The organism is Flagellimonas sp. B-3 (assembly GCF_056857835.1).
In genome coordinates, this window is record NZ_JBSXNW010000023.1 from 70558 (window position 1) to 90322 (window position 19765).

A 19765-nucleotide genomic window follows, 5' to 3' on the forward strand; every position below is an offset into this window, starting at 1 on the left:
CACCTAATTAAATAAACATTTTATTTTTTTAAGCTAAAAAAATGACATTGCTATATTTGTAACCTTAACTAAAATTAAACCTTTAATTATGAAAAAAGTATTTGTATTGACAGTTCTTTTTGTCGGATTTGCTATGGTAAACACCTTTGGACAGGAAGGTTTTGCAGCCAAAGCAGGATTCAACAATGTATCCATGAGTTTTGACTCGGGCGATGAGTTTTTCGGGGATGTAAGTGACAGTGAATTGGGCTTTTATCTCGGAGGTGGATATAACTTCTACCTCTCTGAAGAATTCGACATTGAACCTTCTTTGCTTTTGAGTTTTGTGAATGATTTGACTTCTTTATATGTTCCCGTAATGTTCAAATATAAAGTTGCCGACAAGTTTAACATCCAAGCAGGTCCACAAATCAATTATTTGTTGGAAGACATTCCAGACGGTGAGCTTGGAATTGACGTAGCTTTTGGAGGTGGTTATCAAATTGATGACAATTGGTTTGTTGAAGCCAGATACGGCCTTCAAATAAGCAGGGGAGGTGATTTTGGGGATGTTGTGGATATCAATACCCTTACAGTCGGTGCTGGATACAGGTTCAACTAATCATCTGCCACCAAAAGTATAAAAAAGCGAGAGGGCTTCCCTTTCGCTTTTTTTGTGCTTGAAAAAATACCATATTTTTACAGCTATGAAACTAATGATCATCAACGGACCCAACCTCAATTTACTTGGGAAAAGAGAGCCCGAAGTATACGGGAAAACTACTTTTGAAGATTACTTTAAACAATTACAGGAAAAGTTTCCCGATGTAGCATTGGAATACTATCAATCCAATATAGAGGGGGAGCTGATCGGCAAAATACAGGAAGTAGGTTTTGATTACGACGGTATTGTTCTAAATGCTGCTGCCTATACGCATACTTCTGTAGGCATTGGCGATGCAGTTAAGGCGGTGGAAACTCCGGTAATCGAGGTGCACATTTCCAATACGCACCAGCGTGAGGAATACCGTCATGTGTCTTACATATCACCTGGGGCCAAAGGTGTTATCCTTGGATTTGGGCTCCAAAGCTACGATTTGGCCATCCAGAGTTTTCTAGGCTAAATCTTTCAAGTATTTTTTATCGGCATAAAAGGTACCGAATGGGAGCAAGGATGCAACAAAGAGTATAATAAACCTTTTTAGTTTCCATTTTCGTTCCCAACAAAAAACTATGGCCACCACTACATATAGAATAAACAATATTCCATGTGCCATACCAACAACTTGGTTCGGTTCAGGAATATCTGCCCAATGCTTTAACGGCATGGTCATTCCGAAAAGGAGTAGATAGGAAATACCTTCTAAAATAGCAGTGGCCCTAAAAATCTTCAGCATAGTCTATAGGTGGATTACTTCATCATAAGCATCGGCAACGGCTTCCATTACCGCTTCGCTCATAGTTGGGTGTGGGTGAACAGCTTTTAATACTTCGTGGCCTGTGGTCTCCAATTTTCGGGCAACTACGGCTTCGGCGATCATATCGGTTACACCAACCCCAATCATGTGGCAACCTAGCCACTCACCGTATTTGGCATCAAAAATAACCTTTACAAAACCATCCGGGGTCCCTGCAGCTTTTGCTTTACCACTGGCGGAGAAAGGAAATTTCCCGATTTTAAGGTCGTATCCTTTTTCTTTGGCTTGCTTCTCTGTCAAACCAACAGAGGCTATTTCGGGGATACAGTACGTACATCCAGGGATGTTTCCGTAATCCAAAGCTTCCACATGCATTCCTGCTAATTTCTCCACACATATGATTCCTTCTGCGGAGGCAACATGTGCCAAGGCCTGTCCAGGTGTTATGTCACCAATGGCGTAGTAGCCGGGAATGTTGGTCTGGTAGTAATCGTTCACCAATATTTTATCTCTGTCCGTGGCAATCCCAACATCTTCCAAACCTATGTTTTCAATGTTGGTTTTAATTCCGACGGCAGACAGTACGATGTCAGCCTCAAGAACCTCTTCCCCTTTTTTGGTTTTTACGGTGGCTTTTACGCCATCGCCAGAGGTGTCAACTTTAGTGACCTCTGCAGAAGTTTTGATTTTTACGCCTGATTTTTTGAAGCTGCGCTCCAATTGCTTGGAAATATCTTCGTCCTCAACAGGAACAACGTTCGGCATATACTCCACAACGGTAACTTCTGTGCCCATGGAGTGATAGAAATAGGCGAACTCCATACCAATGGCGCCACTGCCCACCACGATCATTTTCTTGGGTTGTTTTTTCAAGGACATGGCCTCGCGGTAACCGATTACCTTTTCACCATCCTGTGGAAGACTTGGCAGCTCACGACTGCGCGCTCCGGTGGCTATTATAATATTGTCGGCTGAATACTCGGTGGTGTCACCGTTTTCGGCCTTTACTTCAACTTTTTTGCCAGGTTTTACCTTTCCAAACCCATTAATGACCTCAATCTTGTTCTTCTTCATCAAGAATTGAACACCTTTACTCATTCCATCGGCAACCCCACGGCTTCTTTTTACAACGGCATCAAAATCATGTGCAACATCCTTGGCGTTCAAACCGTAGTCTTCGGCATGTTTTAGATATTCAAAAACCTGAGCGGATTTTAGAAGGGCCTTGGTCGGGATACACCCCCAATTAAGGCATACGCCTCCCAAACTTTCTTTTTCTATAATGGCTGTTTTGAAACCTAATTGCGACGCCCTGATGGCAGTAACATATCCACCTGGACCACTTCCCAAAACAATTATATCGAACTTGCTCATTAGATTTTGATTTTAGTTGTTAGATTAGAAATATGCCGTCTCGGCAGGTGCAAAAGTACGGAAAACCATCCCCATTTCCCAAGTTGAAAAAAGGCAAATATGGATTAGTTTGTGAAACGGCCAAAAACTTGCGCTTAGGGCGAAAGTTATGTTGGGAACCCAATTTATTCCTCAGGATCAAAATCAATGCTCACCGAGTTGATGCAATAGCGTTGTCCTGTAGTTTCTTTGGGACCATCATTAAAAACATGTCCCAAATGACTCCCGCAATTGGCGCAGACCGTTTCGGTACGAACCATGCCATGACTGGTATCACGAATGTATTCAATGGCACCGGCTACGGCTTGGTCAAAAGAAGGCCATCCGCAACCACTTTCAAACTTGTGTTCGCTTTCAAATAGTTTGGCATTGCATGCTTTGCAGTGGTAGTCGCCATTTTCAAAATGGAGGTCGAATTTGCCCGTGTAGGGGCGTTCGGTTCCTTTTTGCCGTAAAACATAATATTCCTCAGCGGAAAGCTCTTGTTTCCACTCCTCTTCGGTTTTGTTTACGCCGTATTTTTTGTCCATAAAGGTTTAAGTTTTTTTAGTTGTTGTCTGGAATAAAATCAAGAGCGGCCCCGTTTATGCAATGCCTTTTTCCGGTGGTGTTGCTGGGCCCGTCGTTAAAAACATGTCCCAAGTGGCCGCCACAGACCGCGCAATGCTCCTCGGTGCGCGGCACCCCTATTTTATAGTCGGTATCGTATGCTACGTTGCCCTTGATCTCTCGGTCGAAACTAGGCCATCCCGTTCCGGATTTAAACTTATGCTCACTTTTGAAAAGGGGCGTGCCGCAACCTGCACAAACATAGGTGCCTTTTTGCTTGTTATCCAAAAGCTCGCTGGAAAAAGCGTTTTCCGTTGCAGCTTTTCGGAGTACGTAATACTCCATATCGGTGAGTTCCGCCCTCCACTCGGCATCGGTTTTATTTACTTTGAAGGCTGTTTCCTTGGTAGTTTCTTTTTTCTCTTCTTGTGATGTGCCTTTACATCCGGCAAATACGACTAAAAGAAGTAATAGCAATCTTTTTCCCATGATTCGTTTTTTATGTGTTTGGACGGAATTGGATAGGAATCCTTTCAAAAAAAGCCAATAAAAAAGTCCCATTGATTACCAATGAGACTTAAGATACTATTTTTATGGGATTTAGTGAATGTCCAATTTCATGATTTGTTCTTCATCAATATTAAGCTTGGACATGACATTGTCAATATTTGAAGCATCAAAATCGGCCGATTCGGCAAACTCGCTGGGCACAAACACGATCCTGAACAATTGATTATCAGTAAAATCTGTGCTTATGCCTGATAGGTCAAAATTTCCATCAATAAAGATTTCCAAGTCCACAAAAGTGTGTGCAAATACATATTGAATGGTACCTCCCTCCAAAAAATAATTTTGAGGCAGTTGTGTCCAGGCATCGGCAGTGGAACCATCGCTAAGGTCGATAACACCATCGTGTCTGTATACCAAAACGGCATCAGATTCAAATACTTCGAAATCGGTTACATCTGAAAAAGTGATTAAGGTGCTAAAAAGGTTGGCCTCACCATCGTAGCCAAAGTTTACACCCTCCACTTCAACAACCTGCCCTTGGATACCGTCAAGGCCGTCTTGTCCATCTAACCCATCAAGCCCATCAAAACCGGGTGGGCCTTGAGGACCTTCGCATGCTGCGAGGACAAAAACGATTACGACACCTAAAATTGTACTAAATTTATTCATGATTTTGGATTTTTAGTTTGTGTTCATTTTATCTGTTGCTGCATTAAAATCAAAAAGCGTTCCATTTTAAAAAAAAATGTTGTTTCCAATGCCAAACCTCTTGTTATAATCGTATTCTTGCTCAAAGATGCTTATTATTGTATAGTACTAAACCCAGATATATGTCCAAGGTAGTTCCTCATAGTTTTTTTACAGAATTTGATATCAATCTTTTTAAAGGAGGCAAACACTTTCGGCTCTACAAAAAATTGGGGTCGCACCTTACGGAGGTGGATGGTGTTAAAGGTACGTATTTTGCTGTTTGGGCACCTTCCGCTAAATCCGTCAGTGTGGTTGGCGATTTTAATTACTGGAACGCTAGCCAACACCAATTGAATGTGCGTTGGGACAGTAGTGGTATATGGGAGGGATTTATCCCGGGAGTGGACAAGGGCACCAAGTACAAATACAAAATACACTCCAACAACAACGACATTTGGACAGAGAAAGCCGACCCCTTTGCGCGTTTTTGTGAACAACCACCACAAACGGCTTCGCTGGTTTGGGACGACGCCCATCAATGGAAAGATGGGGACTGGATGGAAACCCGCGAGAAAAGGAACGGCTTGGACAGGCCCTATTCCGTCTACGAAGTACATTTGGGTTCCTGGAAGAAAAAGAACGGCTGGGAATCGCTCAGCTATCTGGAGATGGCGGAGCAATTGGCCGATTATGTAGAGGAAATGGGCTTTACCCATGTGGAGTTGATGCCCGTGATGGAATATCCCTACGATCCTTCGTGGGGGTATCAAATAACAGGGTATTTTGCGCCTACTTCGCGTTTTGGCAAACCAGAGGATTTTAAGGTTCTGGTAGATGCCTTGCACCAACGCGGTATCGGTGTTATTTTGGATTGGGTGCCGTCGCACTTTCCCGAAGATGCACATGGACTTGGCTATTTTGATGGATCGCACCTATATGAACATCCGGATAGGCGAAGGGGGTATCATCCCGACTGGAAAAGCCTTATTTTTAACTACGGAAGAAACGAAGTACGCGCCTTTTTGATAAGCAACGCCATTTTTTGGCTCGATCAATACCATGTGGATGGATTACGGGTCGATGCCGTGGCATCCATGCTTTATTTGGACTATTCTCGCGAAGACGGTGAATGGGAGCCCAATATGTATGGCAATAACGAGAATTTGGAAGCTATGTCCTTTTTGCGGGAGATGAACCAAGAAGTATATGCCAGCTTTAAAGGAGTGCAGACCATTGCCGAGGAATCCACGGCCTTTACGGGAGTAACCAAACCTGTTCATTACGGCGGGCTGGGCTTTGGAATGAAATGGATGATGGGCTGGATGCACGACACCTTGGAGTTTTTTAAAAAAGACCCCATTCACCGATCGTATGATTTAAATGCCATCAGCTTTAGCCTTACCTATGCCTTTACCGAGAATTTTATGTTGCCCTTTTCGCACGACGAGGTGGTGTATGGCAAACAGTCCTTACTGTATCGAATGCCCGGGGACGAATGGCAACGTTTTGCCAATCTGAGATTGCTCTTTGGGTATATGTTCACCCATCCAGGAGGAAATCTCCTGTTTATGGGGGGCGAGTTTGGACAATCTTCCGAATGGAATTTCCAAGAGGGTCTGGAATGGGACTTGACACAATATGATCTCCATTCAGGTATACAAGATACCATCAAGGACCTAAACAAAATGTACAAGGCCCAACCGGCGCTTTACGAAAAGCAATTTAAGCCAGAGGGATTTCGGTGGATCGAGTACAACGACCGGGAAAACACGGTCATATCATACATTAGAAAGGGAGCGGACCCTAAAGATGATTTGATCGTTGTTTGCAACTTTACCCCTGTGCCTCGTGAAAACTATAGGTTGGGCATTCCAAAGACTTCGACCTTAAAATTGCTCTTTAATAGCGATGATAAAAAATACTCGGGCAGCGGAGTTGGAAAGAAAACAATAAAACCTTCCAAAACCGCATGGAATGGGTACGAGCAATCCGTTTTGATGAACCTGCCACCCTTGGGTGTGGTCGTTTATAAATAAACGGGCGACTAAAACGTTGTAGTTGATTGCTTTTCAAAACATATTTTTAATTATTCAGGCTTTTGTAGTTCTTTTGCTAGCCTCAACTGATTACAGATGATAACCAATACGGAAATTGAAAAAAGAGGGAATCAACTCCCCAATCACATAGTCGATTTTAAACAAGAAAACGACAAAATATATTTCACCACCCAAAACGGTGTCATTCTACAAGTCACCATTCTAAGGGACAGTGTGGTCCGCTTTAGGTATGCTACGGAATATGTTTTTGAACCCGACTTCTCCTATGCCATAAACGAAGATGTCAACCTTGGGTACAACGAACTTACCGTAGAGGAGGAAATACCGGAATATGTCATAATCACGTCCAAGATTAAAATATATATCAACAAGGCCAATCTCAAGGTTCAGATTGTTGATATGGATGATGTGATCCTTACAGAAGACGAACTAGGTTTCCATTGGGAGGAAAATTTTGACTTTGGCGGGAACGTGGTAAAAATGAGCAAAGTATGCCATTCCGGCGAAAGTTATTATGGAATGGGGGATAAGGCATCGCACACCAACCTAAAAGGAAAAAGGGTGAACAACTGGGTAACGGATTCCTACGCCTATGGCAAAGATCAGGAACCACTGTACAAATCCATCCCTTTCTATATTGGGCTAAAAGAGAACATAGCTTACGGTATATTTTTCGATAATTCATTCAGTACGTATTTTGATTTTGCTGCCGAAAAACGAAATGTCACCAGTTTTTGGGCCGATGGGGGCGAAATGAACTATTACTTTTTCTACGGCCCCAAAATGAAGGAGGTCGTGGAATCTTATACCGATTTAACAGGTGTTCCCGAACTTCCCCCGCTTTGGGCCTTGGGTTTCCATCAATCCAAATGGAGTTATTTCCCCGAACAAAAAGTGAAGGACATTGCTTCAAATTTTAGGAAATTGAACATACCCTGCGATGCCATCTATCTGGATATTGATTATATGGAAGGGTTCAGGTGTTTTACCTGGAACAACCAATACTTCCCCAATCCCAAGAAAATGATCGAGGAAATGGAGGATGATGGCTTTAAGGTCATCACCATGATAGACCCCGGAATTAAAATAGATCGCGAGTATTGGGTATATCAGCAGGCCATGGACAACGGATTCTTTTGTAGAAGGGCGGATGGCCCCCATTTTAAAGGCAAAGTATGGCCGGGCGAATGTAAGTTCCCAGACTTTACCAATCCCAAAGTCCGGGAGTGGTGGGCGGACCTGTACAAAGAAATGATCGCGGACCTGGGCGTTAGCGGGGTTTGGAACGATATGAACGAGCCCGCTGTGATGGAGGTGCCCACAAAAACCGCCAATTTGGATGTGAGGCACGATTATGACGGGCATCCCTGTAGCCATAGAAAGGCACATAATGTATATGGGATGCAGATGGTGCGCGCAACCTACGAAGGTGTCAAAAAATATATGTTCCCCCGCAGGCCCTTTGTACTTACCAGGGCGGCATATGCCGGTACCCAGCGCTATTGTGCCACTTGGACAGGCGATAATGTCGCCACATGGGAACACCTATGGATTGCCAACGTACAGATGCAACGTTTGTGCATGAGCGGGTATTCCTTTGCAGGTTCCGATATTGGTGGATTTGCCGAACAGCCCAATGGCGAATTGTTTGCCCGTTGGATGCAACTGGCCGTTTTCCATCCATTTTGCAGGGTACACTCAAGTGGTGACCACGGAGATCAAGAACCTTGGTCGTTCGGTGATGAAATCACGAACATAGTAAGAGCGTTTATCGAGCTGAGGTACCAACTAATGCCTTACCTCTACACCATGTTCTATAATTACATCAAAGAAGGTTTTCCGATGCTTCAATCCTTGGTTTTTTACGATCAGGAAGACCACCAGACCCATTTCCGTACCGATGAGTTCATATTTGGAAAACAAATGTTGGTATGTCCGGTGCAAGAGCCCAATGCACAAGGTAGGAGAATGTATTTTCCAAAAGGGAATTGGTACAATTACTGGACGGATGAATTAATAGCGGGAGGAGTTGAGCGTTGGGTGTCTGCAGAAATCCACCGCATTCCGTTGTTCGTTAAAGAAGGCGCCATGATTCCTAAATACCCGGTACAGCAATATATTGGGGAAAAGGAGATTGAAAAGTTGGGTATTGATGTGTATTATAAAGAAGGTACCGAAAACTCCGTAGTATACGAAGATCAACAAGAGGGTTACGATTACAAAAAAGGAAGATATAGCCTAAGACGGTTTAAATTGACGGGCAAGGAAAACGAATTGATCATTCAGCAGTTTAAGGATGGCAATTTCATTACACCATACAACAATTTTAAAATGACCTTCCACGGACTCCCGTTTACCATTGAAACCGTGGAGCTTGACAATGAAGAAGTCGATTTGAACGATATTAAGTTGAATGGCAATAACTCGATCGAAGTTGGTAAGGATTTCACGGAGCTTCACATATTCGGAAAATAAAATTTTGTAATTTTCATAATACAAAACAATTTTACCTATGAAAAAGCTTAGTCTTACCTTTTTGGTGTTTTTGGCAGTGATGGCTTGCAAGACCAATCCATTTACTGGAAAGAGCACACTTAATTTTTATGACAATAGCCAAATGTTTCCCATGGCTTTCTCCCAATATGATCAGTTTTTGGAAGAAAACAAAGTGGTTAAAGGAACATCCGAAGCCCAAATGATCACAAGGGTAGGGCAGCGGATTGCTTCAGCTGCGGAACGTTGGTTGGACGCCAACGGATATCCAGGGTATTTAAAGGACTATCAATGGGAATATAATTTGGTGGAGGACGAAACCGTAAACGCGTGGTGTATGCCGGGGGGTAAGATTGTGTTTTACACCGGTATTTTGCCGATAGCACAAAATGAGACTGGTATTGCGGTTGTAATGGGACACGAAGTGGCACATGCTTTGGCCGATCATGGTGCCCAGCGCATGAGTGCGAGCACCATACAGCAGATTGGTGCGGTGGCCGGAAATGTGGCCATAAAGGATGACCAGACCAGAGGATTGTTCAACCAAGCCTATGGTGTGGGCTCCCAAATTGGGGTAATGCTTCCCTTTAGCAGAAACCACGAAACCGAGGCCGATAAAATAGGATTGCAGATTATGGCAATTGCCGGATACAATCCAGATGAGGCCGCCAAACTCTGGCAGCGCATGAAAGCGGAATCGGGCGGACAGGCTCCTCCGGAGTTTTTGAGCACGCACCCGTCCAACGATACCAGAATCAACAATTTGACCCAATGGGCACCTGCTGCAAAACAAGAAGCACGTAAATTTGGGGTAACATCGTTCAAATAGATGTAAAGAATAATTAGTGAATGTCATTTCGAACTAAACGAGAAACCCGACCGACATTGAAAGGGTTTTTCAAAAAAGATTCGAAGTGACATTTTTTTGTAAATAAAAATTATGGCACAGACACTGGCACTCAAAGGAAGCAAAAAACTATTGAATGCTTGGGCGTTTTACGATTGGGCCAATTCGGTGTACAGCTTGGTCATATCCTCCGCAATTTTCCCGCTTTTTTATGGGCTATTGTTTAGGACCGCAGGCATAGAGCAGGTCACTATTTTTGGTGGTGAAATCGCTAGGGCGCCATTGATCAGTTATGTAACCTCTCTGGCCTTTGTTTTTATAGCCATTGTAACCCCTCTCGTCTCGGGCGTGGCGGACTATTTGGGGAACAAAAAAGTATTCCTCAAGTTCTTCTGCTATTTGGGAGCGGGCTCGTGCATTGGATTATATTGGTTCTCTTTGGAGTACATTTATTTTGGTCTCGCCTGTTATTTCTTTGGGCTTGTAGGGTTTTGGGTCAGTTTTGCCATCAACAATTCCTATTTGCCTGACATCGCTTTTCCGGAGCAACAGGATAGCATAAGTGCTAAAGGTTTTTCTCTCGGTTATATTGGCAGTGTTATATTATTGGTGTTTAATTTGGCTATGGTGATGGAACCCGATTTTTTCGGCATCACGGATAGTGGCGGGGAGCTTGCGGAGATCAAGGCCATGAAGTATTCCTTTATCTCTGTTGGAATTTGGTGGATACTCTTTAGCCAATACACTTTTGCACATTTACCCAAAGGGTACAAGCGCGAAGGAGAACGCCATCACATCATCCTGAATGGTTTTAAAGAGTTAAAACAGGTCTGGCACCAACTTGGACATAATAGGAAGTTGAAACGCTACCTAGGTGCATTTTTTACCTATAGTATGGCGGTACAGACCATTATGTTGATCGCCACCTATTTTGGGGAAGAAGAAATTGTATGGGGTTCGGACGATGAACGTACCATGGGATTGATTGTAAGTATTTTGCTGATTCAGCTTGTAGCTATTTTAGGGGCAACGGTAACCGCAAGGGCGTCCAAGGCTTTTGGCAATATTCGGACACTTATCGTGATCAACGTAATTTGGACATTGCTTTGTGTGTATGCCTATTTCCTACAGACCCCCATGGATTTTTATATTGCCGCTGGATTGGTCGGTATTGTGATGGGAGGGATTCAGGCCTTGTCCCGTTCCACCTATTCCAAATTTTTGCCCGAGACTACAGATACCACATCGTTTTTCAGTTTTTATGATGTTGCGGAAAAAATAGGCATCATCATCGGAACGCTTATGTACGGAATGGTGGCGCAACTTACGGGAAGCATGCGTAACAGCACTATATTCTTGGCCATATTCTTTTTAATCGGTATCTTTTTGCTGACTCGCGTCAATAAAAATAACTAGACACATGAAAAACTTCTTATTAATTGCCCTCTCAATTTTGTTGACAGGAAAAGGGCTCCATGCCCAAAAAAGTCTCCAGGAACGACTTGGATTCTCTGCGGACACCAAACTTTTGATTATTCATGCCGATGATCTTGGGGTGACTCACACCGTGAACAAAGCTACATTCAATGCCCTGGAAGAAGGCTCCGTGAACAGTGCCAGTATTATGGTGCCCACACCTTGGTTCCCCGAAGTGGCCCAATATGCAAAAGCAAACCCTGATCATGATCTGGGCATACACTTGACCTTGACCAGCGAATGGAAACTGTTACGATACGGGCCTGTGGCATCCCGCTCCAACGTATCAAGTTTAGTGGACGCCAATGGATATTTTTATAGCGATTGTAATGAACTTTGGGAAAATGCCAAGATAGAGGAGGTTGAAATTGAACTACGGGCACAGATTGATAAGGCGATTGCTATGGGAGTCAACCCAACCCATTTGGACAGTCACATGGGGTGTTTGTTCGCAACAGATCCCCGCTACTATAAATTATACACAAAATTGGGGAGGGAATATGGTATTCCTACCATGGTCAACCATCAAATAAAACAATTGGGAGGGGAGGCCGCCCCTGAACCCATGGCGGTGGTCAATCAAATTTTTGGGGCTGCACCCCAGGACTTTGATAAGGATGCCATGTCAGAATATTATGCTGATACGCTTAGGGCCATGGAGCCTGGAGTTCATGTAATGATCATACATTGCGCTTACGATGATCTGGAAAGCCAAGGCATGTCTTTTGAACATCCATACTGGGGAGCCAAATGGCGCCAAAACGATTACGATTTTTTTACCAGTGAGGAATGTGCCAAGATTTTGGAGGAAGAAAACATAAAGTTGGTCACTTGGAAAGAAATAGGTGAGTCAATGCAAGAATAGATGCAAGACAAGTTGCATAAAAAAGCCCTGAAACTTTCAGGGCTTTTTCATTTTTTGATTGATGATAAACCCGGTCTTATCCTTTGGTTATGTCCCCCGAACCGGAAGCTTTTGATTTTATTTTTTTAGGGTTGCCCCTGTAATGGATGTCGCCCGAACCGGACACTCTGGCATCAATGGATTGGTGGGCGGTAACTTTAATGTCAGCAGAACCGGAAACCGTTGCCTTCACAAAATCGGCCTCTAAGTCGTATGCTTTTATATCTCCTGAGCCCGAAACCGACACGGTAAAGTCCGTTGCCCTACCGGATAAGTTTATATCTCCAGAGCCTGAAAGTGCAGCTTCTACTTCTTCTGCTTCTACCATAAGGCTAACGTCGCCCGAACCCGACATGCTTGCATTGAAATGGTCGGACTTTATCATGGTTTTGCCTACAACATCTCCAGAGCCCGATAGACTCACAAATTCAATGGATTCCACTGGAACGGTAATATGAATGCCCTTGTTCCAACTGGATGGCCTGAGATTCATGCCCTTTTCCGCTTTAATGACCAACTTTCCATCTTTGACCTCCGTTTTAATGTGCTCCAATAAATTGGATTCCCCTTCGAGGGTAATTTCCCCTTCATTCCCCGATACCAGGTCTACATCAAACCAACCTGCAAGGGCGACGCCGTCATAGTTGCCTACGGAGCGTTCAACAGTTACGTAATCGCCATTTCCTTTAACTCGTTTTCCCCATTGGGCACTGGTACAGGCCATCATCCCCAATGTTAGCGTAAGTGTGATAAGTTTTTTCATGATCTTGTGTTTAAAATTGTTTTTGATTTGATGTTAATTTTGATAAAATGAGATTCCTCCGTAGTCACTGGTAATGCTTACCTTGTTTCCGGAATTTGCTTTTCCGTAGTAGCCACTGTAGTATTTCTCGGTAGATTTTTCTTTACTGATGTTGATTTCAAAATTCTCCTTGCCATTTACCCCGGCATATTCGGCAGAAATCTCAAAATCGAAATGGTATCCTGGGTCATAACCTATTTTAATGCCTGTGTAATCGGTTCGTATTTCCACGTTTCCGGCATCTGGGGCCAAACGGTCTATTTTTAAGGATCCATAATCGCCGTTTATGGAAACATTGCCGTGTACATTGCCCAGTTTTACGCCAATATAGTCTCCGTTGCCAGTTACATTTTCTACGTTGTTCACTTCGACAGATCCGTAATCGCTGGAGTACTCCAGATTTTTCATCTCTTCAACGACAGCATTGGTATAATCGGCCCTTATGTTCAGGTTCCCAGCTTTTTTGATGGTAAACCCGGAATAGTCCGCTACAATTTCGGCACTGTTCACATAATCAAAAGTAGATCGAGAGGTATAGTCGAACTTAAGCTCATTGTTGCGCCCACGAAGCTCACCGATTTCCAAATTTCCATAGTCGCAGCTAATCTTGGCATGGCCGTCAATACGGTCAAGGATAATGCTACCATAGTCATTGCTTAGGTTTACATTGTTTTTAACGGGCAGTTTAATGGTGTAATTTACCTGTACGCTCACTTTTTTGCGTTTTCCCCAGCTCCATCCCCAGCTATTGCTTTGGTCTCCAAATTGTGTTATGGCGGATACCATACTTGAACTGTTTTCAAAGTCCACATCAATCTCCTCCAGTCGCTCTTGAACGCGATCTTCATCGTTGCCGTTGGTTTTTATATGTACCTCGATAACCACACGGTTTTCGTTCCAAGAGGTAATGTTGAGGTTGCCATAACTGTTTTTTACCTTAAAGAGGGCATCGGAATTAACGTTGTACTCTTTTTTTATGGTTTTTTCCTTGGTGTACCTCCCGTTCAACTTCTGGTTATCCACATGGGCAATCGCAACAAGCGGTATCAAAGCCAAGGCGAAAAAAATGTATTTAAATGGTAAAGCTTTCATCATTTTGTGATTTTAAGTTCTTAATGTTTTCTATTTGGCTCAAAACTTCTTTTAAAAGGTCGATTCGTGTTTGGAAATTGGTAATCATGGCACTCAGGATAATTTTACTGTCGCCGCCGTTTACCAAATCCTGCTCAAGGGTTTCATAATCTTTGTCCAGTTTTTCCAATTGTGCCAAGGTGTCGTCCACCAATTGGGCCGTTTCCGGGGTTTTCTCCTCTTTTAGCTCTTCAACCTGTTCCTCTATCAAATTCGCAAAATAGAACTCGGTTTGGGAAACTTCGGGGGCAATTTTTGTTACCTGTTGCTTAATGCTGGGTTGTGGGCCAAAGGCTTGGTAGCCCAAGAGTGCCACTAGGGCAATGGATGCAGCTATGGACAAAGGTTTCCACCAAGATATTCTCTCATTTAGGACAATAGTGCCCTGATCTTTGTTCAGCTTTTCCAAAAAGCGTTCTTGGTGCCCACTTTGCGGTTCCGCTACATCAAACTCTCCGTGGAGTCTTTCAAACAACCTATCTAAATTATCTTTGTTCATAACTACACATTTACGGTCAACATTTTTCTCAGGTTTTGTTTGGCCCTCGAAATCGTGGTTCTACAATTAGCATAGCTAATGTTCATTATCTCACTGATTTCTTCGTAATCGTACCCTTCAATTAAATGTAAGGTCAAAGAAACTCTGTAATTGTCTTTCAAACTTTTCATGGTCTCCATCACTTTTTGAGCCTTCAGTTCTGTGTAACCATTTTGATCTGAAGCAACTCCATCATTATCTTCGACCTTGTACATTACATCATCCAAATCTGCAGCGCGTTTTTTCTGCTGCTTTTTGTAATGATAAATACTGTTATTGATCACAATCCGCTTTAACCATGCCCCGAAGGTGACGTCACCCTTAAAGGTATGCAGCTTGGTAAATGCGCTCAGGAACGATTCCTGCATCACATCTTCTGCTTCGGCGGTATGCTTTACAATCCTTAAAGCGGTGTTGTACATCGCTTTGTAATAACGGTTGTAAACCTCTAGCTGTGCACTTTGCTTCCCTTGCATGCACAATTCGAGCAGTGTGTCAATATGTTCATTTTGGTGGCTCAAAAAATGATTTGTTTGTCTTATAGATTACACAATTTAGCATTTGTTACACTTTTTTCTTAAAATTTGATTTTTAATGGCACAAGAATTGCCAATTAATGGGTGATAATAAGCTTGTGAATCGCCATAAACATTGATTTTGAGGGATTTGTACAAGCTTTAATGTTGAATAAAAACACGGGTCGTTTGTAGATTATGACAAAATGACCGAAAAGTTGATATGGGAGAGATGAAAATTACCAATTTTGACAATATAGATTTACAAGGGCTGGATGAAGATGCGGAGTTGATCCCGTTGTTGACCCCTGAGGACGAGGAACAGATGAACAGGGAGAGCCTGCCGGAAACTTTGCCGGTATTGCCCCTCAGAAATACGGTACTGTTCCCCGGAGTAGTAATTCCAATTACAGCAGGTAGGGACAAATCCATCAACTTGATCAAGGATGCCAATAATGGCACTAAGACCATTGGAGTGGTATCCCAAAAGGACGAAGGTGTTGAAAACCCCGGCCTTGAGGACATTAACACAGTGGGTACTGTTGCCCGTATCCTAAGGGTGCTTCAAATGCCCGATGGAAATACTACGGTGATCATACAAGGAAAGAAACGATTCAAAATAGATGCAGTTCTGACCGAGAAACCGTATATCACGGCCAAGGTGAGCGAGGCCGCGGAGGAGCGTCCCGATGAAAAAGGAAGCGAATTTGAGGCCATCATCGATTCCATCAAGGAGTTGGCATTTAAAATCATAAAGGACAACCCCAATATTCCTAGCGAAGCCACTTTTGCCATCAAGAACATTCAGAGCAATTCGTTCTTGATCAATTTTGTGTCTTCCAACCTGAATCTTGCGGTTAAAGAAAAGCAGCAACTTTTGGAGATGCCAAATCTTCAGGAAAGGGCATTGGCCACTTTGAAGTACATGAACATGGAACTTCAAAAATTGGAGCTGCGCAACGATATCCAGAGCAAGGTCCGCAGCGATATGGACCAACAGCAACGCGAGTATTTCCTCCACCAACAAATGAAGACCATTCAAGAAGAACTTGGAGGATTATCGTATGAGGAAGAGGTGGATGAGATGGCAGAAAAGGCCAAAAAGAAAAAATGGAGCAAAAAAGTACAGGAACATTTTGAGAAGGAACTCTCCAAAATGCAACGTATGAACCCACAAGTAGCCGAGTATTCCATCCAACGTAATTATTTGGACCTTTTGTTGGATTTGCCATGGAACGAATATTCCAAGGATAAGTTCGACCTAAAGCGTGCCCAAAAGATTTTGGATCGAGATCACTACGGCCTGGAAGATGTAAAGCGAAGGATTATTGAATATTTGGCGGTCTTGAAGCTGCGAAACGATATGAAATCGCCCATCCTTTGCCTGTACGGGCCTCCCGGAGTGGGTAAAACCTCTTTAGGGAAATCCGTGGCCGAGGCCCTTGGCAGGGAGTATGTACGTATGTCCTTGGGCGGCCTGCGTGATGAAGCGGAAATTCGTGGACACCGAAAAACCTACATTGGTGCCATGCCGGGTCGTATTATTCAAAGTTTGAAGAAAGCTGGAACTTCCAACCCCGTGTTTATTTTGGATGAGATCGATAAACTGGCAAGCAGTCACCAAGGGGACCCGTCTTCCGCGATGTTGGAGGTATTGGACCCTGAACAGAATAGCGAGTTCCACGATAATTTCCTGGAAATGGGGTACGATTTGTCCAAAGTAATGTTTATTGCCACGGCGAACAACCTGTCCACCATACAGCCAGCCTTGCGCGACCGTATGGAAATCATCAACGTTACGGGTTATACCATCGAGGAAAAGGTGGAGATCGCCAAACGCCATTTGTTGCCAAAGCAGTTGGAGGAGCACGGACTTTCCAAAAAAGACCTAAAAATAGGGAAACGGCAATTGGAGAAAATTGTGGAAGGCTACACCCGTGAGTCCGGAGTGCGTAGTTTGGAAAAACAGATAGCCAAAGTGGTACGTTATGCTGCAAAATCCATTGCTATGGAGGAGGAATACAATGTTACCTTGACCAACGAAAATATTGAGGAAATTCTCGGCCCGGCCCGTTTGGAACGCGATAAGTACGAAAACAACGATGTGGCCGGAGTGGTCACAGGTTTGGCGTGGACCAGCGTAGGTGGCGATATTTTGTTTATAGAATCCATTCTTTCCAAAGGAAAAGGTGCCATGAACATTACCGGTAACCTCGGCAAGGTGATGAAGGAGTCCGCCACCATTGCCATGGAATACATAAAATCCAATGCAGAAACCTATGGGGTCGATCCAGAGGTATTCGATAAATACAATGTGCACATTCACGTGCCCGAAGGTGCCACGCCAAAAGACGGCCCTAGTGCGGGTATCACCATGCTGACCTCGCTGGTGTCCCTCTTCACACAACGTAAGGTGAAGAAGAGCTTGGCGATGACGGGCGAGATTACGCTCAGGGGCAAGGTTTTGCCCGTGGGAGGGATCAAAGAGAAGATTTTGGCCGCTAAAAGGGCACGCATTAAGGAAATCATTCTGTGTGCGGACAATAAAAAAGATATTGAGGAAATCAAGGACGAATACCTGAAAGGGCTTACGTTCCATTATGTAACGGACATGAGTGAGGTTATCGACATTGCGGTTACCAAGCAAAAGGTCAAGAATGCAAAAAAACTCTAGTCTCAACTACATTTGATATATTCCAACTTCAAAGGCCTAAAGGACTTTTTGTAAAGGAATTCCCCCCTAAAGGCGACTTTAGGGGTGTTATCCCTATTTTTGTTTCAATGAAAAAAATAACAATAGCAATAGATGGATATTCCTCCACGGGAAAAAGTACCATTGCCAAAAGGTTGGCTTCTGCCTTAAATTATATATATGTGGATACGGGTGCCATGTACCGAGCGGTGACCCTTTTTGCTTTGCAAGAGGGCATCATCAACGATAAAGGGGAGTTGGATAAGGCCGCTTTGGTTGATAAACTATCGGAAATACACCTCAAATTTGTGCCCAATAAGGGAACAGGTCGCTCCGAAATGTTTTTGAACGATGAAAATGTGGAGCGGGAAATAAGATCTATGCGGGTGTCCGGTTTTGTGAGTCCCGTAGCTGCGATCAAGGAAGTCCGTGAAAAATTGGTGAAGATCCAGCAAGCAATGGGCAAGGACAAGGGCATTGTGATGGACGGGCGTGATATAGGCACCGTGGTGTTCCCAGATGCCGAACTAAAACTGTTTATGACAGCTTCGCCTGAAACTAGGGCAAACCGTCGCTACAAGGAACTATTGGAAAAAGGGGAGAAGGTCACCTATCCTGAAGTGCTTAAAAACGTAGAAGAGCGCGACCGAATCGACTCTACCCGTACCATTTCACCCTTGACCCAAGCTAAGGATGCCATTGAGTTTGATAACAGCGATATGGGCTTGGAAGAGCAGTTTGAACGGATTTATGATTATTCCAAACGGGTGATTGCGAAGGAGGGGTGAGGATTAGGGTGTTTTTTGGGTTGCACTTATCGGTTGCATTTAACCTTTGGTTACGGATAGCTTTACCAAAATATTCAGTGATATCGCGCTGGTAACTGACTTATTATTAATAATCCTGAACCAAAACTTCAGTTGGAATATGAAGCGTGGTATTCAGTTTTCGAATCATTCCTAAAGTCAACTTTCTTTTTCTATTTAAAATTTCGCTGACCCTACTTTTAAACCCCACAACTTCTGCCAAGTCTTTTTGTTTCATTCCCATTTGCTCCATTCGGAATTTGATGGCTTCAATTGGGTCTGGCATGTCGATTGGAAAATTTTCATTTTCGTAACGATCGATTAAAATCGAAAGGATTTCCAGTTCGTCTCCTTCCTCAGTTCCTTTTTTTGCATCAAAAATATCCTCAAGCCTGTTGAGGGCATTTTGATAATCTTTTTCGTTTCTGATTGGTACTATATTCATTTGTCAGATGTTGTTTGCGTCAATCTTGTCATATTCCGCGTGGGTTCCAATAAAACGTATCCAGCATATTTGATATTCAAAGTTGAACTTTACGATCAACCGATAGTTGTTTCCTTTGATGTTGTAAACAATTCTGTTGTCCTTTAGAATACTTGCGCTTGGATAATCATTTTTTAGTTCGTTTATGTTTTTCCATTCGGACTTTTCGGTTTCCCTGAACCACGCTTTTAATTGATCCTCTCTGTCGGCGTGTTTCTCCCAGAAATTCCGTAATGTGCGTTTGGCTATTACCCTCACATTATGATTGTTTGTCGCAAATCTAGCAAAAAGTTACCAAATTGGTAATTATTTTTGACTTATTCAGATTTAGGTTCCAAGTGAGTTCTTGCTCTTTTTTGTAAAAACCGCAAGTACTCCCAACGGGTGATTGCGAAGCAGTGCTTAGAATAGTTTCTGATTTTGGAGTTGCTCTTATACAACTTGTTGTAGCCAGTAGTTCT

Annotated in this window: 20 protein-coding genes; 9 read left to right on the plus strand and 11 right to left on the minus strand. The window is 43.3% G+C overall.

The window, feature by feature from the left end:
- Positions 1–88: 88 nt before the first annotated feature.
- Together AC13CS_RS12075 and aroQ are read left to right on the plus strand one after the other, a co-directional pair.
- Positions 89–601 carry an outer membrane beta-barrel protein gene (locus tag AC13CS_RS12075; RefSeq protein WP_482888805.1) on the plus strand — a complete coding sequence of 171 codons (513 nt, stop codon included), beginning with the start codon at positions 89–91 and terminating at the stop codon, positions 599–601.
- A gap of 85 nt (positions 602–686) precedes the next feature.
- Positions 687–1103 (plus strand): type II 3-dehydroquinate dehydratase, encoded by a 417-nt coding sequence (gene aroQ, locus AC13CS_RS12080; RefSeq protein WP_482888806.1) that lies wholly within the window; start codon positions 687–689, stop codon positions 1101–1103.
- Here the strand turns inward: aroQ and AC13CS_RS12085 are convergent.
- The 5 genes from AC13CS_RS12085 to AC13CS_RS12105 all read right to left on the minus strand — a co-directional run bounded on the left by AC13CS_RS12085 (position 1095) and on the right by AC13CS_RS12105 (position 4538).
- Positions 1095–1376 carry a DUF3817 domain-containing protein gene (locus AC13CS_RS12085; protein WP_176621399.1) on the minus strand — a complete coding sequence of 94 codons (282 nt, stop codon included), beginning with the start codon at positions 1374–1376 and terminating at the stop codon, positions 1095–1097. The two genes, aroQ and AC13CS_RS12085, sit on opposite strands and share 9 nt — an antisense overlap.
- A gap of 3 nt (positions 1377–1379) precedes the next feature.
- Entirely contained in the window at positions 1380–2771 is a 1392-nt protein-coding gene (gene lpdA / locus AC13CS_RS12090; protein ID WP_293165015.1) for a dihydrolipoyl dehydrogenase, read from the minus strand.
- 164 nt (positions 2772–2935) lie between these two features.
- Positions 2936–3340 (minus strand): peptide-methionine (R)-S-oxide reductase MsrB, encoded by a 405-nt coding sequence (gene msrB, locus AC13CS_RS12095; RefSeq protein ID WP_163625589.1) that lies wholly within the window; start codon positions 3338–3340, stop codon positions 2936–2938.
- A 16-nt stretch (positions 3341–3356) separates the two neighbouring features.
- On the minus strand, positions 3357–3848 hold the full coding sequence (msrB, locus tag AC13CS_RS12100; RefSeq protein WP_163625588.1) for a peptide-methionine (R)-S-oxide reductase MsrB: 492 nt from the start codon (positions 3846–3848) through the stop codon (positions 3357–3359).
- A gap of 111 nt (positions 3849–3959) precedes the next feature.
- Positions 3960–4538 carry a collagen-like triple helix repeat-containing protein gene (locus AC13CS_RS12105; RefSeq protein ID WP_482888807.1) on the minus strand — a complete coding sequence of 193 codons (579 nt, stop codon included), beginning with the start codon at positions 4536–4538 and terminating at the stop codon, positions 3960–3962.
- Between the two features lie 161 nt (positions 4539–4699).
- Here AC13CS_RS12105 and glgB point away from each other — a divergent pair, with 161 nt between their 5' ends.
- The 5 genes from glgB (at position 4700) to AC13CS_RS12130 (ending at position 12297) form a co-directional block, all read left to right on the plus strand.
- Positions 4700–6595: a 1,4-alpha-glucan branching protein GlgB gene (glgB, locus tag AC13CS_RS12110; protein ID WP_293165009.1), complete on the plus strand. Its 1896-nt coding sequence runs from the start codon at positions 4700–4702 to the stop codon at positions 6593–6595.
- Positions 6596–6691: 96 nt separating this feature from the next.
- Positions 6692–9091, plus strand: coding sequence for a glycoside hydrolase family 31 protein (locus tag AC13CS_RS12115; RefSeq protein WP_482888808.1), 2400 nt, complete (start codon positions 6692–6694; stop codon positions 9089–9091).
- Positions 9092–9128: 37 nt separating this feature from the next.
- Positions 9129–9938 (plus strand): M48 family metallopeptidase, encoded by an 810-nt coding sequence (locus AC13CS_RS12120; RefSeq protein ID WP_163625584.1) that lies wholly within the window; start codon positions 9129–9131, stop codon positions 9936–9938.
- Positions 9939–10049: 111 nt separating this feature from the next.
- Positions 10050–11372 carry an MFS transporter gene (locus AC13CS_RS12125; protein WP_482888809.1) on the plus strand — a complete coding sequence of 441 codons (1323 nt, stop codon included), beginning with the start codon at positions 10050–10052 and terminating at the stop codon, positions 11370–11372.
- 4 nt (positions 11373–11376) lie between these two features.
- Positions 11377–12297, plus strand: coding sequence for a polysaccharide deacetylase family protein (locus tag AC13CS_RS12130; protein WP_482888810.1), 921 nt, complete (start codon positions 11377–11379; stop codon positions 12295–12297).
- A 76-nt stretch (positions 12298–12373) separates the two neighbouring features.
- Here AC13CS_RS12130 and AC13CS_RS12135 read toward each other — a convergent pair whose 3' ends face one another.
- Genes AC13CS_RS12135 through AC13CS_RS12150 form a run of 4 tightly spaced genes read right to left on the minus strand, consistent with a single transcriptional unit; the run spans position 12374 to position 15328 of the window.
- Positions 12374–13099 carry a head GIN domain-containing protein gene (locus AC13CS_RS12135; RefSeq protein WP_482888811.1) on the minus strand — a complete coding sequence of 242 codons (726 nt, stop codon included), beginning with the start codon at positions 13097–13099 and terminating at the stop codon, positions 12374–12376.
- 33 nt (positions 13100–13132) lie between these two features.
- Positions 13133–14230, minus strand: coding sequence for a DUF4097 family beta strand repeat-containing protein (locus AC13CS_RS12140; protein WP_482888834.1), 1098 nt, complete (start codon positions 14228–14230; stop codon positions 13133–13135).
- Entirely contained in the window at positions 14211–14768 is a 558-nt protein-coding gene (locus AC13CS_RS12145; RefSeq protein ID WP_482888812.1) for a hypothetical protein, read from the minus strand. Before AC13CS_RS12145 ends, AC13CS_RS12140 begins: the two co-directional genes overlap by 20 nt.
- A 2-nt stretch (positions 14769–14770) precedes the next feature.
- The gene (locus AC13CS_RS12150; protein ID WP_293164994.1) at positions 14771–15328 is read right to left on the minus strand and encodes an RNA polymerase sigma factor; all 558 of its coding nucleotides are present in this window, start codon (positions 15326–15328) and stop codon (positions 14771–14773) included.
- Between the two features lie 217 nt (positions 15329–15545).
- Here AC13CS_RS12150 and lon point away from each other — a divergent pair, with 217 nt between their 5' ends.
- A complete protein-coding gene (gene lon / locus AC13CS_RS12155) occupies positions 15546–17996 on the plus strand; it encodes an endopeptidase La (RefSeq protein WP_482888813.1) in 2451 nt (816 codons plus the stop codon).
- A gap of 107 nt (positions 17997–18103) precedes the next feature.
- Positions 18104–18802 (plus strand): (d)CMP kinase, encoded by a 699-nt coding sequence (gene cmk, locus AC13CS_RS12160; RefSeq protein ID WP_293164988.1) that lies wholly within the window; start codon positions 18104–18106, stop codon positions 18800–18802.
- A gap of 106 nt (positions 18803–18908) precedes the next feature.
- On the opposite strand, the gene AC13CS_RS12165 is transcribed toward cmk, so the two are convergent.
- Both AC13CS_RS12165 and AC13CS_RS12170 read right to left on the minus strand, forming a co-directional pair.
- Entirely contained in the window at positions 18909–19265 is a 357-nt protein-coding gene (locus AC13CS_RS12165) for a helix-turn-helix domain-containing protein (protein WP_293164985.1), read from the minus strand.
- Between the two features lie 3 nt (positions 19266–19268).
- The gene (locus AC13CS_RS12170) at positions 19269–19562 is read right to left on the minus strand and encodes a type II toxin-antitoxin system HigB family toxin (RefSeq protein WP_293164982.1); all 294 of its coding nucleotides are present in this window, start codon (positions 19560–19562) and stop codon (positions 19269–19271) included.
- Between the last annotated feature and the right edge of the window lie 203 nt (positions 19563–19765).

Bases quoted from the DNA above. Each gene is read 5' to 3' on its own strand.
- AC13CS_RS12085 (WP_176621399.1), bottom strand. From the start codon at position 1,376: ATGCTGAAGATTTTTAGGGCCACTGCTATTTTAGAAGGTATTTCCTAT.
- AC13CS_RS12145 (WP_482888812.1), bottom strand. From the start codon at position 14,768: ATGAACAAAGATAATTTAGATAGGTTGTTTGAAAGACTCCACGGAGAG.
- AC13CS_RS12130 (WP_482888810.1), top strand. From the start codon at position 11,377: ATGAAAAACTTCTTATTAATTGCCCTCTCAATTTTGTTGACAGGAAAA.
- AC13CS_RS12165 (WP_293164985.1), bottom strand. From the start codon at position 19,265: ATGAATATAGTACCAATCAGAAACGAAAAAGATTATCAAAATGCCCTC.
- aroQ (WP_482888806.1), top strand. From the start codon at position 687: ATGAAACTAATGATCATCAACGGACCCAACCTCAATTTACTTGGGAAA.
- AC13CS_RS12140 (WP_482888834.1), bottom strand. From the start codon at position 14,230: ATGAAAGCTTTACCATTTAAATACATTTTTTTCGCCTTGGCTTTGATA.
- AC13CS_RS12125 (WP_482888809.1), top strand. From the start codon at position 10,050: ATGGCACAGACACTGGCACTCAAAGGAAGCAAAAAACTATTGAATGCT.
- AC13CS_RS12105 (WP_482888807.1), bottom strand. From the start codon at position 4,538: ATGAATAAATTTAGTACAATTTTAGGTGTCGTAATCGTTTTTGTCCTC.
- AC13CS_RS12075 (WP_482888805.1), top strand. From the start codon at position 89: ATGAAAAAAGTATTTGTATTGACAGTTCTTTTTGTCGGATTTGCTATG.
- AC13CS_RS12120 (WP_163625584.1), top strand. From the start codon at position 9,129: ATGAAAAAGCTTAGTCTTACCTTTTTGGTGTTTTTGGCAGTGATGGCT.
- msrB (WP_163625588.1), bottom strand. From the start codon at position 3,848: ATGGGAAAAAGATTGCTATTACTTCTTTTAGTCGTATTTGCCGGATGT.
- AC13CS_RS12115 (WP_482888808.1), top strand. From the start codon at position 6,692: ATGATAACCAATACGGAAATTGAAAAAAGAGGGAATCAACTCCCCAAT.
- cmk (WP_293164988.1), top strand. From the start codon at position 18,104: ATGAAAAAAATAACAATAGCAATAGATGGATATTCCTCCACGGGAAAA.
- msrB (WP_163625589.1), bottom strand. From the start codon at position 3,340: ATGGACAAAAAATACGGCGTAAACAAAACCGAAGAGGAGTGGAAACAA.
- glgB (WP_293165009.1), top strand. From the start codon at position 4,700: ATGTCCAAGGTAGTTCCTCATAGTTTTTTTACAGAATTTGATATCAAT.
- lpdA (WP_293165015.1), bottom strand. From the start codon at position 2,771: ATGAGCAAGTTCGATATAATTGTTTTGGGAAGTGGTCCAGGTGGATAT.
- lon (WP_482888813.1), top strand. From the start codon at position 15,546: ATGGGAGAGATGAAAATTACCAATTTTGACAATATAGATTTACAAGGG.
- AC13CS_RS12135 (WP_482888811.1), bottom strand. From the start codon at position 13,099: ATGAAAAAACTTATCACACTTACGCTAACATTGGGGATGATGGCCTGT.